Annotated in this window: 6 protein-coding genes; all 6 read right to left on the bottom strand. The window is 34.0% G+C overall.

The genetic code is table 11. From position 1 onward, the window contains the following. The coding region (locus tag B3C16_RS02540; protein ID WP_291128460.1) for a DUF6443 domain-containing protein at window positions 1-9,795 on the bottom strand (9,795 nt) is incomplete at its 3' end. Between the two features lie 20 nt (window positions 9,796-9,815). Further along, window positions 9,816-10,526, bottom strand: a complete 711-nt coding sequence (locus tag B3C16_RS02545) for a hypothetical protein (RefSeq protein ID WP_291128462.1) — start codon at window positions 10,524-10,526, stop codon at window positions 9,816-9,818. Next, a complete protein-coding gene (locus B3C16_RS02550) occupies window positions 10,516-11,073 on the bottom strand; it encodes a hypothetical protein (RefSeq protein ID WP_291128464.1) in 558 nt (185 codons plus the stop codon). The genes B3C16_RS02545 and B3C16_RS02550 overlap by 11 nt, the downstream gene beginning before the upstream one ends. A gap of 15 nt (window positions 11,074-11,088) precedes the next feature. After that, window positions 11,089-17,127: a hypothetical protein gene (locus tag B3C16_RS02555; protein WP_291128466.1), complete on the bottom strand. Its 6,039-nt coding sequence runs from the start codon at window positions 17,125-17,127 to the stop codon at window positions 11,089-11,091. A gap of 2 nt (window positions 17,128-17,129) precedes the next feature. Further along, window positions 17,130-17,732, bottom strand: coding sequence for a hypothetical protein (locus tag B3C16_RS02560; protein WP_291128468.1), 603 nt, complete (start codon window positions 17,730-17,732; stop codon window positions 17,130-17,132). Continuing rightward, a complete protein-coding gene (locus tag B3C16_RS02565; RefSeq protein ID WP_349680447.1) occupies window positions 17,716-18,207 on the bottom strand; it encodes an OmpH family outer membrane protein in 492 nt (163 codons plus the stop codon). The genes B3C16_RS02560 and B3C16_RS02565 overlap by 17 nt, the downstream gene beginning before the upstream one ends. Window positions 18,208-18,277: the final 70 nt, after the last annotated feature.

The following is an 18,277-nucleotide window of genomic DNA, read 5'->3' on the forward strand; positions in this document are numbered from 1 at the left end:
TGGTACTAACTGTCCAAAAGGATAGTAATCATTATAGTTAAGAACGTCAGGTAAAAACAAAGATACAAAGTCTACCGGTGTTGATGGAGCTATATAGGCATAAAAATTGTCCAACGAAAAATCAGCCATAACTAGTTGAGGACTAGTCAGACTCAAACTCAATATATAATCCGCGGTGACTGTAGGAGTAAATGAACCTGAAACTATCCCGTTGGCAGGCACTATTGCACTCCATAGTACATTTTGACTCCCCGCTTCTAAAACTTCAAATCGAAGAGTCGCAACAGATGGAAAATCCCCTAACCTTTTAACATTCATGTTAAACATTACAGTCTTGTTGGCTTCCAACTCTATTATCTTTTTAACTCCAATACCTAAAATACTGTCCTTAGAATAGATTTGCAGCTCTCTCCCCTCATTAATTGAAACGCTAGTCTCACTATTTCTAGGATCCCAACCGATTTCTTCATTATCAAAATTATCTATTAAAATTAACTCAACATTTTGGTTAATAATTTTTTTGTCATTAATAACGCTAAGCACATTACCCAAGTGATTAGATAGTTCAAATCGTTTGTCGCCAACCAGCCTTTGATAATGATTAGAAGTTGGGATCTCATAAGTTTCATAATCCTGAAGTCCTAATCTACTACTACCATAAATATGGTGTTCTTGTAATCTGTAGTCTGTTTGACCGTTTTCCATTGACCCGGCTGACACATTATTTAGTGCCAATTTATAAACCCCCATTACATTCCCTTGCGCATCTCTTGCATAGTGAGTAGTTACTGGTCTTCTTCTCTCTGCAGTAACTTGTTTGGCAACTCTGTTACCTAAACCGTCATAAAAGAAATTAATAAATTCACGACCGTCATGCTTATTGATACTTTTTACTTTACCGTCAACACGCCACTCAATATTTGAAATATGCTCCGATTCATCTTTAATCAATTGACCAATTTCATCATACTTATAATTGTCATCCTCTTGATTATCAATATCTTCTTCAAAATCAGTAGATAAAAGAGGATTATCATAAACGTGTCTTAATTTATTGGTGAATGGTTTATAGTGATATGAAAAATTATCCATAGAAGCCATTACTTCTGTTGCCGGATTATCAGGTTCTAAAAGTTTTGGAGCCGTTCTGTTCAGCGTTTGAAGGTTACCATTTTTATCATAACTATAATCACTTTTGTAGCTTGTCTGCGATGCAAATGATGCCTCATGCTGAGTACCACTGTATGTATTCATTTCAAAGATTCTATTCAACTGATCATACGTATACAAATTGATTTGAGTTGGTAAAATCTCTTCATTAACACCTCTTACCGAAGTAATCATTTTATTAATGTTTCCATTATAAAGAGGAGAAGTGCCAATACCACTATTTACAGAAACAAAATGTGCATCATTTGTTCCCTGATGTCTGGCAGAGTAGTCATTTTCAAAATAAGAAAGTGAGAACCCAAAAGCATCCTTGGAAACATGATTACCGTCACCTCCCATATCTTTATTACTTGTAGACAAGTTTTCAGAATTTACTGTCTTTAGCCATCCTTGCAAAGTGTAGGCAAAATCCGTCCCTTGTACTTTTTTGTCACCTGTAACTACTCTAGCTAATGGACCATGCTCATAATATTCGTACGTTGCATCTCTTTCCCATATTTCATTATCTCTTGAAGTTTCAACAAATTTGATTCTGTTGTCTGCATCATAATTATACCTATGAATGAACTGATCTTCTACAATATTCTTTTGATAGATTACCTTGTTAACGTTACCACTAATTAAATCATATTCATAATTAACTCTTTTTACCACGCCGTTGGGTTGGCCATCAACATTAAGAATATCAGGACTTATTCTTTGTGCCATTTCCTCTACATTTCCATGAATATCGTAATTATAAAAAATGGCAGTCTCATTATTTTCCAATGGCGTAGAAATATCAGCAGTATCAAATGTCAAGATAGTGGTTACTCGGTTTCTATTATTTCTTACTGTTTGAGGAGTTAAAAAATCATTAGGATTGAAAGGACCATAATCATCATAAAGAGTTTTAGTAACCTCCACTTGATTTCTTGAAACGTTATGTGGATAATCATCGTCTGCTACACTCGGATTATTTATACCAACACCAACCCAAGATAAATCGTTAACATAAACTAATTTTCCACTATCATCAATTTTAATTGGAACCTCAGCAGTAAACTGACCGGCTTCATTAATTCTGCCAAGACCATCATAGCAAGTATAACTGAAATCTTTTAAATATTTTCCAATTGCCATTCTTAGCTCATCCAATCTCGCCTCCTGACGCGGTAAGTTAAAACCTAAATACAAAGCCGGTCCAATAGTTTTCACGACTTCTAGTAAAAGCAAATCGTTTTTATAAAATCTCACAAATCCATCACTTAACTCTATTTTCAACTGGTCACCATCACTGATTAAACTAGTTTGAAGATGATTTACACCTGAAACACTAATTTCAAATTGTCCTCCGCTTTTTAGAAAAAAAGCATAAACAAAATTTCCGGATAATCCCTTTTCGGCATCAAACCCAAAAATAGTTCCATTGAGTACATTTATTGGTTTTCCTAATAATCTAACGGTAAATTCTGCTAAACCATCTTTTTTAACAGAAAGCAAGGAAAATCCATGGGTCTCACTATAATGCCCTGTACTTCCTGAATTGTATATACTATTTCCTTCTGTCATCAATCGAGTGCCAAGACTTAATGACAAATCATTAACATATCCTACATTTTTTTGCTTTTTATTCTGTGAAGCTACAATCCTACCAAGCTTATCATAAGCAAATCGTGTTTCTCCGCCATCAGGAGTTGACTGCCAAACCAATTGATTCAATGAATTATACCGGTACATAGTCTTATATTTATGACTAGGGAGTAGAGAAATATTAACATCATCCCTTCTAGCTATATCGATTTGTTGATTTTGCTCAGGTCCTAAAATCATTCTATTTACCCCCTCTGGAGCTACTGTTTGAATTAAATTTCCGGCTTGATCATAATAATAAAGTGTATATTGATACTCCTTATCTTGAAAATTCATATTGAAATTTTCAACTACATCTTCTGTGGCTTCTTTAAGATAAGCTTTTATGAAGGCATTTCTTTTTTCTAGTATATACGCATTGTAAGCATCCTGATTATAAGACTCAGCCAAATTCTGAGCAATCTCTTCACAGTTAACCGGCACATCAATAATACTTTGTACTGAGGAAATCATAGCTCTAGGAGGACAAATCGATGGATTCTGCGATAAATAAAAATCTACATACTCAGACCAAGATTTCAAATCTTCTTCGTTAATATGATTCGATAAATAATCAACATATTCATTAATCACTGAACCATAATCATTAAATCCATAATTTAAGGATGTTGCTCCAAAAGTAGCGATACTAATATAATGTGACATATTATTAGAACTTACTCCAAGTCCGTCCAAATAAAGCTTATATCCCGCTACAAGAAATTGTAAGTTAGCATTACAAAAACGATCTTTCGCATCTTTTTCCGTTGGACTAGAATTTGCATACTGTATAGCTTGGCTACTTCCAACCCCAAATTTTTGTTGCATATATAGTATGTATGTATCATAGGCTTCATCACAGGCAACAGGGGCAACTACTTGAGGAATACAAGGACATGGGGTTGCTCTTCCTTCTAAAAAGTCAGATCGCTGTTTTTGTAATATCCTTTTTTGGTCTATTTGGCAACTATTGTCCGTATAGGGATAATCAGTTATACTGTCATAAACATTTTCCAAAACTTTGCTTAAACCATTATCCAAACCGGTTGCAAACATAGGACTACCATTTCTCGTACTATAAACGATGTAATTTGCTGTTGAAGCGTTACTACCGCTATACAAAACCGGAGTTAAACTAGTGCCGTTAACTGCATTGATAGAATTTAATATATTTTGAACATAATCATTAGCAGTAGTTACGCCTCCAAAATTATAAAGCCCGTCTGAACCTGCATCAGCACTTGCATTAAACAAAACAAAGAAGGGTCTTTTGGCTCTCCCTTGATTTGTATCAAAAAAATTAGTAAAACTTGTAGCATTTACTCCACCAACATCATAAGTTCCTCCAACAGCATCTCTACTTATAAAATACACTGCTAAATCAATCTTTTTCGCGCTAACATTGGCGTTTGGTGTGTTCTGCAAAAGCGTATTTATGGCTGGTATTGTTGCATTTCCACCTCCATCATTTTGTATTCCAAAAGCACTAGCCGTAGTAACAATATTATAAACGGAACCAAACGGAAATGCGTGCGTATCATTACAATTATCCACTATTACATTATTATTATCCAACCTTTGATCAGGGACTATAAGGGGAACTATATTATTTTTTAATTGAAATCGGGCCATTCCAGTAGAAGCATCATTTGCATAGATATAATCAAACGGGTTGGTTGAACTACCCGTAGTAAGGTGTTCATTACTAAATTCAACAACTTCTTTCCCCAAATTAATTAAGTCATCACATAAAAAAGCAATACTACTATTATAATTTGCCTTAAAAATAAAAGCTACTCTTTTGGTATTACATTGACCACACAAACTGGTAGCGCATATACAGTTATTTTCAGGAACCCTGTCATCACAAGTATCACATCCGGTTGGTGAAAAAATACCGTTATCACCGATTCCATCTCCATCTGCATCAATATCTCCACAAGGGGAACAACAAGTTAACAATAATGGCTTTAAAACCCTTCCTGTTATTACCCCCTCAAAACTGTAATTACTGCCATCAACAATAGCTCCATGAATAGTATGACTGCTAGCATTCAATTGCCCAATATTGAGCGAATAAATGTTATTGAAAAAGTTTACACCCGATAAAGTGCTAGGTATTGTGGCATTAATATTCAATCGTTGCACATTATTAACCAAAAGAGTATAATTTCCAATATTACCATTCCACAGAACAACATCTCCTGCTTGAATTCCGAAGAAATTCCATAAAGGGCTATTCGTAAAATAAGTTTTAGTAGTAATATTTTGACCGGTTGAGTTAATTATATCATCATTTCTCAAAGCGGTTAAAAAGTTTTTCAAATCATCTGCAAAGGTTTCCTTTACATCACAATTTGGCGAATCTCCCAAATCAACAATTGAACTATTACTGGAGGCCGATATGGTTCCACAATTTAAAACTGCTTTGGTCTTTCCTGATAACACTTTTTCAATAAAAGTACCATCAGGCTTTTTAATCTTTGCCAGTATTTTAAACTCATAGCTTTCAGGGGTTGAACTATTGTCAACTCCATCCGCAATAATCTGACCCATTTGAGTAATACTCCAATTTCCTGAACCTGTTCCATAGTTGCTCCAAGTGCATCCTGCAGGCATCCCGGTGAGTGGCAATGTCAAAACAAAAGGACTCACAGCAATGCTTAATAATGTTTGTGACAAATTGAAAGCTAAATGATTTCCATTACCGTCTGTTGCAATTGAACTTGTAGCAACATTAAAACCTGTCTGAGCATAATTACCACCAATAGCTGCAAGTAAGGTAGGTGTAATAAAATTCATTAATGGTTGATTAGTCGTAGTCATAGTTGTCCCATTAAAAACAGGAATCATACTCGATCTTTTCACTGCAGTGTCAAAAAATACCTGCAAATCTCTCAAAATAGGGCAAAGACCCGTTTCTTGATAATAAGCGGTATTACCGGCAGACAGTAAATTATTCAAATTCTGCTGATTGGATTGCTCAGAATCATAAAGACCATCATAGGGCATAAATCTTTTTTCATAATCAACCAATAAATCTGCTAAATCAGTTCCTGAAGTACTCGTTAATTGACCGCATAAATTGGTTATATCGGTTGCTGTTATGGTAGCAGGAACATTTCCATTCCCACGCCAAGTTCTAATATCATTTTTCTCTGGCTGATAATCATTTAGAACCGTGGTAATGGTGTTTAAATTTTGTGGGTCTTCATTACCAATACAATCATTATAGGCACCATTTCTGGCAGCATGTGTATTAATAAAGGCATGCTGTATCTTTTGCTTTAAGGTAGAATAATAAGACTTATAGAAACCCCAAAATCTGTCCCGATCTTCATCTGTGAAGTTAGAAGTGTTCTCAATAGCATTTTTAACGTCTTCAAAACTTGCATTTGGAAGCAAATCACAATCAAACCCTGGACCATTGCAAGCAACAACATCAAAAACTGCTCTGACCATCCTTTTCCCAGTATCATCATATCCATGATCATCTTGACTAAGGTAAGTTGCAGGTGTAGGTTCAACTTCAGAACCAGAAGTCAAATCCAAAGCTTGTCCCATGATAGATTTTCTGGCAATCCAAAACTCATTCTTTAAATCTTCAATTGGATCATAATAACTACCTACTATAGTGCTATTTGACTCTGTAGCCAAAGTTCCGCTAGGCTGTGAAATAACAATACCATCTAGAGGGTGAGGTTTTTGAAAGTAGGGATCATGTTTAAAAAAGGTCAAAGCATTATTCAATAAACCTGCATCTTTTGCATCAGCATAGGTGTTGATATTTTCAAGCAATTGATCAAATCCATCAGAATTTACAGTTACGGTATCAGGTTGATCATCATAATTAACATCTAGGTCTGTAAAAGTGATATTATAACTCGGATCACAGTAGGCATACTGATAATCCAAATAATGAAACTCCGGATGATAAACCACCAAAGAAAGCGCCCAATACTCTTTTTGATTAATATAGCTAATAAAATCTTCAACATTGGCAAGGTACTGTGGTTCTACCTTATATGTCCCTGAACTAGCATCAACTGTAGCATTAATAAACTGAGTTGTTAATTGATCAATCGTGCTATAACCATTCTTTAAAGGTGGCTCAAAACTGTTTAAATTAGCATTCCATCTAACGGTGATATAATCAATTTCTCCAATTTCATTAAAATAATGTTTATAATCATCGTTGGTCAATCCGTTACCATCGATATCAATATCAAATCTATTTTTGTTAAAATAATGAGGATATCTCCAGCTCTTCTGATTGGGTATCAATCCGGATACATAAACAAACAACTCATTATCTTCATTATAAACGGACAAAGGAAAATCACTTATCTCTAATGGTACTGAAGAACTACTATCTTCAACAACATTTCCTTCATCATCAAGACTCGATTTTACAACTCCATACTGACCTGATGGTAGCATATCAGACATTAATTGATTAACGCTATTGCTACACATAACTGACTCTATAACCTCATTATTATTTATTGCTCCTACTACAACACCGGGTATTTCACATGGCCTTTGACACTCTTCTATTAACAATTCAAATTCACGGTTGTACCTTACTGTTAAAAGTGCCTTCAAATCGTTATAAGGTTGGCTTCCAATTAACAGCTGATTCAAATCATAGTTGGACGCTAACATTTGATTCAAGTAAGCCTCATCGCCATTAAATCCGCCATAAGTCATACTCATCAAGTTTTGTGTACAAACCTCACAAGTAGTTCGGCAACCTTCAGTATCTACATTGGGCGCTTGAGCTCTTAAAATACATCCTGATTCAATGGCTCTTACAATAAAGTCATCAGCAAATTTATTTAAGGCAACTTCGTCAACGACCAATCTTTTTGATATACCAAAAACGCCAACTGGTGGTAAAAAACTAAAACTTCTATCATAACTCGTGGTGGTGGCTTGGGGAACCGTCAATTGACTTGGGTCTCCAACAGAGATACCAGATTCTCCACTCATCAAATTTCCACAATCGTCTCTAAATTCAATATCCAATTTATAGACAAATGGATAATACAATTGCAAATTGCCCTCGGAGGTTTCGCAAGCAAAATGAAATGATTTTGGAATATTTAAATTATAGTAAAAATTAAATTCCGTGTTGGCATTTGTATTTACTTTTTGAGCATCATAGCGCAATCCATCAGCCAAATTATCAAAATTGTTTAATGATTTGACATTGTTATCCTCATTAGTATCAACATCAAGTTGACTAATCTTATTGAGTAAATCTTGATTATTTTGCACAAATTCACCAATACTCTCCTCCAAAGGTTTCAAGCTATCGGGACCTTCTCCTGCTAATGCAGTTGCAATAGTCCTACCTTGTGGATCAATATAACTTACAGAAACTTGTTTGTTTGGGTCTATAACAACATTTTTTTTATAATGTTGAGCATTACCTACATAGTAACCAAATAGTCTATTCAACTCCTCTTGAGCAGGAACAGAATAAAAATAGCTCATCTCATGTCCGTTTCCTACTTGGTGTTTGTCACCAACACCCCCTTTCTTGGCAATCCTTCCGGTATTGTCATTAGTATACTTTATTTGAGAAAAAGGAAACAGTCTTGCATCAGGGACAAAATCTTGATTATTATTTTGAACCACACTTTCATCTGAATAATAATAACTGGCGCCATATTTTTTTGACATCCCAACTGAAGTGAAATTACAATTAAGTTCCTCTAAAGCTGAAAAATCATGATACGAGTATACGTGTTTATTTATTGCATCACGGTTAAAATTTGGATAGTAATTTAAAGCAGGATTATCGATTGGTGCCGGTAGAACTTCTATCGCTGGTCTACCCTCTTCATCATAAATTACTTCTCCAACAATTGTTTTATTATTGGTATTTGTTTTAGTTACTGTTTGTCTATTTCTTAAAGTTCCATCAAAATAAGAAACTACATCTTTCTTCTTCCCTTTTTCAGCATAAGAGGCTTGGAATTGCCAGTTTAAAGTTACCTGATGAGGACTTACTTGTACTACTTTGCACCAGTCACCAACTTTTTGAGCATCATTAGTACAACTCCAATCACTGTAATAATTAATTTTTGAAGAATTTCCCGGATCTGATAAATCATAATAACGCCCAATAAATCGCACTCTATAGATGATGTATCCACTGTCATATATTAGGGGGATTTTATAATTATTCTCAGTTAACTGAACTCTTGTATTATTCAACTCAAAATCTCTAACTGAAAAATTAATCGCTCCGGCCTCTAGATAATCATTCAATGAAGTGTCGGCATAATTATCAACCCAGGTCCACTCCAATTCATACTCTTCAACTTCAGGAATCATTGTCCAAGAAAAATTAACTGTATTATCAATTGTATTAATATTAGACGTTGGATTTAAAGATTCAGCGCTAAAGTCTGACAATTTAAAATAGGTCTCTTCAATATGAGATAACTTTAAAACAACGTTCAAAGGTAAATTAGTCTCATCGTTTCCAGTGTCATAATTATGCGTAATAAATGATAACGGTTCTATGATAAACCCTTTACAATTGATATCATCTAACACATACTTATCTAAATCAATGAAATTTAATAAAAATCCACCATAACGATTATTTGTTACTTTTAATTTGATATCAAATGAGGTCATTGGTGACCCATCAATATCGATTGGAGTTATTTTAAAATTATACACTAAATCATACCAGTAAAACGGTGCTATGTAATCATCTATAGAAAGCGCGATTGAAGTCTTTCTACTGATTACCATTCTTTCAGTACTAAGTGGTTCATCGTATACAAAAGTATAGGTTTGACCAATAGAAATGGATAGGCCATTGGCTATTGTAGCACTATCTGCACCAACAAAATGGGTTCCGTTGCTTTTAAATTTTTCTTCCTTAACTCTTTCTTTAGCAAATAATATTGAGGAATTAACCATTACAAAAAAGGCAATAACTAAAAAGCTTATCGATTTTGAAATATATTTTTTTCTGGCATTTATTAACATAATCCTAATGATTTAAATAGTTAATCAATTAATTTATAACCTGTATAATTTTTTGAGACCGAAAATTCGCCCTTTGATTTTGTAATATATTGTGAACTCGAAAATTTATATTGATGTTTGCTTATATCGCTTTTAAAACTTATAAACTCAGTAACCATCTTTGGATAGGCTTCTTTTGTTTTTCCTTTTGCATCCTTATACTTCATCGAGGTCAATAGATAAACAACTTGTTTAGTTATTCTATTAGTCGATTTATCAATATAAACAATCATCTTACCATAGGGTGCAAACGCCACCTTTGGTGCTGTCAAAGTACATACCCAACTATTGTTTTGTGAAGTCAGTACAAACGAATTAAAATTTTGGCAAAAACCGGTAAGGTCATAGGCTTTCTCCATCGAATTGGCATTTTCCATTTCAGAAACGGAGATTTTCTTTAAACCATTATCAATAACAATTTGAAAATCCTTGAGCGATACCATTTCTATCATGCCTATTTTAGAATAATATTCATTACTCTTTTTTAATATGAGACCAGTATATTGCTCTTTGGGCACCGTAGCATTGTAACTGGTATAAATAGAACATTTCGTTTCAATCTGAAAAAAATTATTTGATTCATAGACTTTTTTAGCCTTCTCAAACAAACTCAAAATCTCTTTCTTATTATTGGTTTGAGCAAAAGCAGTTGCCGATACTAAAAGACAACATAATAATTTATTAATTCCCATTTTTCTTGGTGCTTGATCTTGTTTCTTGAATGGTAAAAATCCCCTTTTCGGTTTCCTTTTTAACCCTGACTAATCCTCCTTCTAAATCATACTCATAAAAAGTAGCATAATTATTCTCATCTAACTCTGCCATTAAACGAAGCGTTTCACTATCATAAGCAAAACTCTTCATATTTCCTTGGAAGGGTAAAAATCGTATATCATCAAAAAATACATCAAAAGAATCACTATCGTTTATTAGACTTATATCAATATATTTGTGATTAGCAGTTACCTCTATAACACCAACTATTTGTTGCCACCCGTCAATAATATTACCTTGCGGAAGAAAAGAATAGGTGTTCATCGGAGTTACACCATCAATATCTAACAGGTTAATCGTAATAAAACTTTTATCATAAGTTTTTACATGACTTCGGTCTTCCTTAACCCAACCACTAACCAAATATTTACCTGGTTCCGGTAAAAATGACGAATAACTTTGTGGGGCTTGGGCATTGCTTACAAATCCAATGATTAGCCAACTGAATATTATTAGATTTTTCATAATATTTTTATTAATCTATTGACAATTTGTTGTACTATAAGTAGTAGTGACCCCACCAGCAGGATTAAATACAACAGTTACATTAAAATTTTGAACAACAACACCGTTTTCTTTGTATTGCGCTGGAAAACAAAATTCTAAATCGGTGCTATTGCTATTCACAGAACTCAAACAAAATCTAAAAGCATTTGCAACCGCCACAATGGTAAACGATCCATTAATTATTACAGGATCACCATTCATATGCAGAGTGAATTGCGGATTGCCCGTATTATTAGGATCATTACCATTGTAAGGATTATCTAATATTAGAGTTATATTTGTTGGCTCCCCTTCAAAACATTCACTATCTGGAACTACTCCAAAAGTAACATTAGGGCATGTCATAGGCACAGAACAATCCACGTTGCTTCTGGTAATCTCATTTTTAAACAAAGGATTGAGACTATAAGCTCTAGTCCCTCTACCTACTCTTATACTCTTCTGTCCGGTATGAGAAGTATTTGTTGTTACCCCTTGATGACTACCATCTTGCGCAAAAAAAATAAAATGTTTGTTATGCATTAAATTATCTTGGTCATAAATTCCTATTCCGGAATCTTCTTCAAATCCTTCATAACCCATATTTTGATATTTAGAATTAGAAACAACAGCCAATGGCAAGTTATTTTTGAAGTCATACTGAGCACTGCTATATCTGTCAAGAGCATCTCTATTTTCTATTTCGGCTCCTTTAGAACTAAACTGTGATATTTCACTGGCATAAGTCCAACCGGTACTATTTATATTCCAAGCATTATCAACATAGCCATAAAACGGTGCGAAAGTCTTAAAAAAACCTTGATGGCGAGGGGAACTATTGTTATGAACCCTGCCCACCAAATAAGCATATGATTTTGAGGCTCTCCAATCTGCTTTATAATTATTCAGATAAGGATTAAAACTTAACTCACTTGGATAACTAATACCATTGCCATTACTTGTAGCCAAAGTATTCACTTCGGCATCGGAATAAAGTGGCGCGCTATGCTCACTCTGAGGAGGCCAAAAATCTTTATACTCAATTGCACTGGCATTTATTACTTTATCTGAACCTAAAAAGGAATATAAGTTTCTGGCAGGATGACCATTTTCATCTAATAGTGGGTTAACCATAGAAGTAATAGCAGCCATTGATTGCATTTGTTGGTTGCGATAAGCAGATCGTGTAATTTTGAACAAATAGTCTTTTTCATCTCTACCACATTTATCTATATACTTACCCTCCTTATCTATGAGAATCAAACCATTGGTTTGGGTATAACCTGCGACCCAAGCTTTAATCTTTGTCATATCTTCATCCTTTGACATCAAGTTAAGTTCGTCTCCCAAGTGAAAAATATCACTTATCTCATAATTATAAGTACTCCCTATATTATCTAATTCAAATTGCGGATTCCCTACAATAGTTGAATGTTTCAAAGTACCTTCAATCCCCAGATTATCAGTCGCCATTCCCATACCGTCATATTTCCAATACGCAGGATAATTCATAGAGTAATAGTTATCGTTATACTCATTAACCGTCTTAGTCAGCAAAACCTGTCCGGTATTGGCATCCCAAGCCAAATTTTGTATTGATACAGAAGAACCTAAATCATAGGCAATCTTCTCTTTCAAAATCCCGGTCTTATGAACAACTTTCGTGGTTACGGCAGTTTTTAAAACTTGCCTGTGTTTCGCAGATTCTGCAACACCAAATCCTAGGATTAAAGGATAAACTCCTATAGGTATTATATCAACGTTTGGGTTAATCCCTATGGTGGTAGAACTTGAATTGTACTCTCTAAAATCATTAATTACATCATAATGGGTGGCTAGTTCTTCTACCGAAATTTCACCTTTTTCATTTATTACAGTTAAATTATTTTGCAATTTAGAAGCATCATTAACATCGGTGCTGTATTTATATTCAACGCTCGATATTAATTCATTACCATTATTGTAAACACTTTGCTTTTTCACTTTACCATTCATATCATTAGTTTCGATATAAAAGCCTTGGGTCATGGTCAAGTTTGTATAAACATCAATAGTCTTTATAAAGTACTGTCTCAGCATATTACCAACAATTTCATCTTCATTGGTATCAAAATCTTTACTCTTACTTAAATCGGTATAGTCAGTAATTGTTGGAAAATCCTTAGTAGTATAGTGCTCTGTAACCACAACTCCTGATTTCGTTTTACGAACGTCTCCTGAAGTTCCTCCATCATCATCATCAGCAGCTGTAATGTTTTTTACCGTCACCCTACTATAAGTTACGGTTGGTGAAGGAAAAAATGATTCTCCAAATGGCTTTTCTTGATAAGTTGCTATCGATAATTTCTCCGCTTTATTGTAAAAAGGCATAACCAAAGGATTCTCTTTGCATATATTAGGCTCATATGTAGCCACACCGCTTGAAGTGGATTCATCAATATTTTCAGTTACAGGATTATCATCATTTAATCTATAAGAATATTCTTGACCATACTTTCTTTTATACCGCTGCACATCTGATAAAACGTTACCGCTACCGATCATATCATCCCATTGGTCAAACATTTCTATCGTTTTAACTCTTGATCCACCACCATATTTTATGCTGTCTGGCTCATTTAGTCTGATCCAAGATTTATTAGCAACAAATGTTTTAGCACATCCAAAGTCATCCTTCAAACGTCCATTTGCACCAATCATTAATTCTTTCATTGCTTCAAGATTGTTGATTAATGACCTACCTAAATTAACAATATTGGTCCCTATATTACCGGTTGGGGCAGGTTGACCATAGATTTGATAATTTAAATTTTGTCTTCCAAAAAACCATCCGGCTACCGAGATTGGGTTCTCATCCGATCCACCACCACCTTTACCTTCTCTATTAATTTTTTTCATCGGAATAAAAAGGTATCTAGGGGAGCCGCTTTGAACATTTGACACCATTACATCCTTACTGCTATCTAACTCAAAATAACCGGTTACATAATCATAGTTGTTACCAACCATATTTAAATAAAAATTGAAATAGATAGGTTTTCCTTTCAATCCATCAGTATATTTTCTTTTAATTTCATCGTTGCTGTCTGAGTCAATACCAATATTAATAGCTACATAATCCGATCCATTAACACCATATAATTTATTTTTATTGGTGCTACCCGGATTATAACTTGAGGGATTGCTGGTTACCCCATCAACTTTAAACATCCTCATAGCTTTTTTGTCCTGTACATATTGATAATCGTCAGTTTCATAAGTAACACTTATCTTTCCCCCGGAAGGTAAGTCAATAGAAGTCAATGACCACGAAGAAGCATAAGCATCTTGCTGTATCTTATCAGTCTGATTTACATATGGAAATTCCTGAGGAGAAGTGGAATTATTGGGATCGCTGCAGGAAGTATTCTCCATATAATTACCCCAGATATCGTAATTTTTAACATTGTAACTAGGATTTGATAAACTGTAATTAAAAACATAAGGAGTATATTTTCCCATGTTTGAATTTCGATAAGTAAAATAAACTTTTTTAAGTGTTAATTTCCCAAATTGATTCGCAGTCTCATTCAAGGTTAAACTCTCACTGTCATTATTATTATTTTCATTTGCACCTAAATTACACAGACTATAGTCATAAATAAAATGAGCGGTTTTAATTGGCTTGACATCCAAGTCATTATCTGGATCGGAATCAAGCAAAAGTCCATTTTCCGCTTCTTTTTTAGTAAACAAACGTATAGACTTTATTTTATAAGATATGCTAGAACTACCAATGCCGCCATCTTTCCCTTGAACTCCAAACCCGTCTTTTCTAGGTTCCAAATCAAAAATAGCAACGTGCGTTTTAGTCTCTATTCTTTTAACATATTTTACCTCTTTTACACCATATAAATAACTTGCCTTCTGGTCTTTTTTATCTGTTCTCAAACCAATATTAAATGAAGCCTTACCTTGCTGAAAAGGAACCCTCCATTTGTAATTATCATTGTACGATATATCTCCTGGGCCTGTATAAGTAAACTTTGTATAACTTCCCAAATCATCATCTGTTGGACCATCTTGAAGTAGGTCTTCATAATCTGAAGAAAGTATGCTACTCAACAAATAAGTATGGGCATAAGCGGGTGTCGAAACTTTATTATAAAAACGATCAATACCATGGGTATTGCCCTCTGAATCATCAGTACCACCGTAACTTACCAATCCAGTAGAGCAGTCTCCCTGCTCCCCTATAGCAAATGAAACTTCATCTTTCTCCAAATTATAAACTGTCTCTCCAAAAACTTGTCTATTCCCATTTTCATCAGTAACAATATAACCTGCAGTATGATGAGATTTTGCATAGGTATTTGGACTAATTACTTTCTCCATCAAATATTGTGTCACCTCATCCTTTGAAAATTTTTGAATAGCCTGATTTCTTTTTTCTCGGTTTTGTCGCTTTAATGAAGTCATAAAAGGGGACATCTCAGTCAAATTAGAATCATAATTTCCAACAGTCAGGCTTTTTTTGGAAAACTTGTTTATAGCATCATTATTAACTCTGTCCAACGTGAGTGTAATTGGTGCATTACCACCTAAACCATTCACAAAAAAAGCTCTTTCCTTATCTACTCTGCTTTCCCCAACCATTTTGAAATAAGTCTTTTCATAATCTATATGATTATTCGAGGTCCTTTCTTTGAAATAAGGGGTGGCCACAGTATTCCAAATACCGCTTCTGGTATTTGAGTTAGTAAATTTTATATTACCCCCAATATGTGCTGCTGTCCCGGCTTCTAATTCAAGTGAAACATTACCACTCATTGACACATCCTGAATGTATGGGTCATAAACCCTTCCTACCTGACCTCTAAACGGACGAAAATTACCTCCTCCTCCTTGACTCTGTATTGTTAATATATCATAAGTATAATTGGTTATAGGCAAGACCATCGTATTTTTGGTAACAGTAGTCATCTCTTTTTCCCTATTAAAATCTAAAAGGCCATTATTATTTGCATAATCACTAAACTCGTAACCATAAGACTTTTGCTTGGTAGTTTTATTTAATAATGTTTGAATACTAGCAGAAGCTGCCACACTTAACTCACCATGAAACCCCCAAACATTAGGACCAACTGAAAAAGAAAAAGTAAATTGATTATTCTTGTAGGCCTGTCTTGAAGAAGGTGTAAAAGTATTATTCACAAATGAAATACTGCCACTAGTTCCGGGAACACTGCCACTCCGCTCTACATTATCTTTGCAATGGTCAGTATATTTTGTATAACTTGTACTTGTTGAAAGGTTGAATGACTGCAATCCCTGTCTCGAATTATAGGTGATACTTGGGGAGATTGTCGGTTTGTAAAAAAGTGTATTATCCTTTTTATCTTCATAAGTTTGATGCAACGAAACATTAGGTGTAATACTAGCTCCTGACTCATTAGAACTAGTTAACTGAGCGCCAACAGAAACATTATTACTCAAATTAAAAGACAACCCAAATGAAGGAACACAAGAAATACCTCTATAATTATTATACTGTATATTGATTCCTGCTCCCAATGAACCACCCATACCTGTAGTATCAGGCACAGTGCCACTCTCAATCCCTACCAATTGAAAATTAACATACGGATTCACCCCTACCGTTATATTTGGTTTAATATTGTTTTTGGTGATTATCTCATCTCCATTAAAATCATCCGGCAATCCACGAACATTTCTATTAATTTGACCTACATTCAAATTCCATCCTAAACCAACCCAAGAAGCCTCCTGATCCATCGTTACATTAGAGTTGTAGGCAAGATTAATAGGATAACCACCAACATCCATAATTGGAATATTATAGTTAAAATCTCCACTAGTCAAATCAACCATATCAGAAGTACTAATCGGAGTAAAAGAATTAAACTCTGGCTGCGAAGGACCCTCTGTTAAGGCATATAAATTCATAGGTTGTGTAAACTCAAGAAACATCATTATTGACAAATAATAGATAATAACTTTAGTAACTTTACTGGTTCTGATTGTTTTGAACATGATTACAGGTTTAAAATGGGTTCTTTAAATCTAAATTTTAGGGTTCCTTTTTTGAAGAGATTGTCTTCGTAAACTAATTGAATTTTTTCATTTGGTTCAATATTTGAAAAGAAAAGCAACACCTTATTGTCTGGTGAAACTTTAAAACTTCTTTCAAACAAAACCCCGGAGCAATCTATGGTATCATTTTTAGAGGTAACTACAAAAAAATCTTTTTGTATGGTAAAAGACATATATTCAACAGATGTTTTATAATCCAAATTGGTGTACTTTTCCTTAAGTATATCATCGTCACCTTCTTCCTTAAATACAAATTCAATTATCCTTTCTCTTCTATTCTTCTCATAGATTGAATCGGTAGCTATCAAATCTTCATTTTTACCATCTTTGAGTAAATAGTATATTATGGGAACTTCAGTCGCTGTAAAATTGATATTATCAACCTTTTCCGAATGAGTTTTTGATTTCCACCCTTGATTTTCTAAGTTAAAATACCTGAATCTAATTTCTGAATCATCTTTTACATTGACCTTATCATCACTCTTACATGAAAATACTAACCAAAAGGGAAACAAAAGGAAAAGGATACTATTGAAAGCCTTCATATTTTTTATTGATATAATTTAACAATGGCAACGTTACATCTTTACCTTTTTCACCATACAATACAGTTTTCTTTCCATCAGAGTCAATAATTAGTTCATAACCATTCAACTCAGCAAAATCTTTAGCATAAGTAGATATTCTACCCCATATCTTTTCAGAATTCGACTGAGTGAAATTGTTTTGAAATTCTTCGACCTCATGCTTCTTATCAATAAAACGCTGCATGAGCAAGGAATTGGTTGCTTCATCAGGTGCATTTTTTAATAAAAATTGTATTGTGTCTAATTGACTGTTTTTAAATTCTAATTGCTTTTCTCCCGCAGTCTTAAGTTCCTTCGTCATGTTAAATTCTGTGAATATCTTTTTATTGTTAACATAAACTACCGAACTGCGCATCGTCTTAAAACAAATTAAAAAAGTAATAAAGGAAGTAAGTAATATTAAAATAGAACTATAAAGAATCCGTTTTTGCATACTATATCAATATTTTTTTTATAAATCTAAATCTTTTATTCTTACAAAAAAAAATATAATATCAAATAGT

Origin of the sequence: Flavobacterium sp. UBA7682 (assembly GCF_002482945.1) — a bacterium.
In the GTDB taxonomy this organism is placed as follows: domain Bacteria; phylum Bacteroidota; class Bacteroidia; order Flavobacteriales; family Flavobacteriaceae; genus Flavobacterium.

Coding starts and splice junctions, on each gene's coding strand:
- B3C16_RS02545 (WP_291128462.1), bottom strand. CDS start 10,526: ATGGGAATTAATAAATTATTATGTTGTCTTTTAGTATCGGCAACTGCT.
- B3C16_RS02550 (WP_291128464.1), bottom strand. CDS start 11,073: ATGAAAAATCTAATAATATTCAGTTGGCTAATCATTGGATTTGTAAGC.
- B3C16_RS02555 (WP_291128466.1), bottom strand. CDS start 17,127: ATGTTCAAAACAATCAGAACCAGTAAAGTTACTAAAGTTATTATCTAT.
- B3C16_RS02560 (WP_291128468.1), bottom strand. CDS start 17,732: ATGAAGGCTTTCAATAGTATCCTTTTCCTTTTGTTTCCCTTTTGGTTA.
- B3C16_RS02565 (WP_349680447.1), bottom strand. CDS start 18,207: ATGCAAAAACGGATTCTTTATAGTTCTATTTTAATATTACTTACTTCC.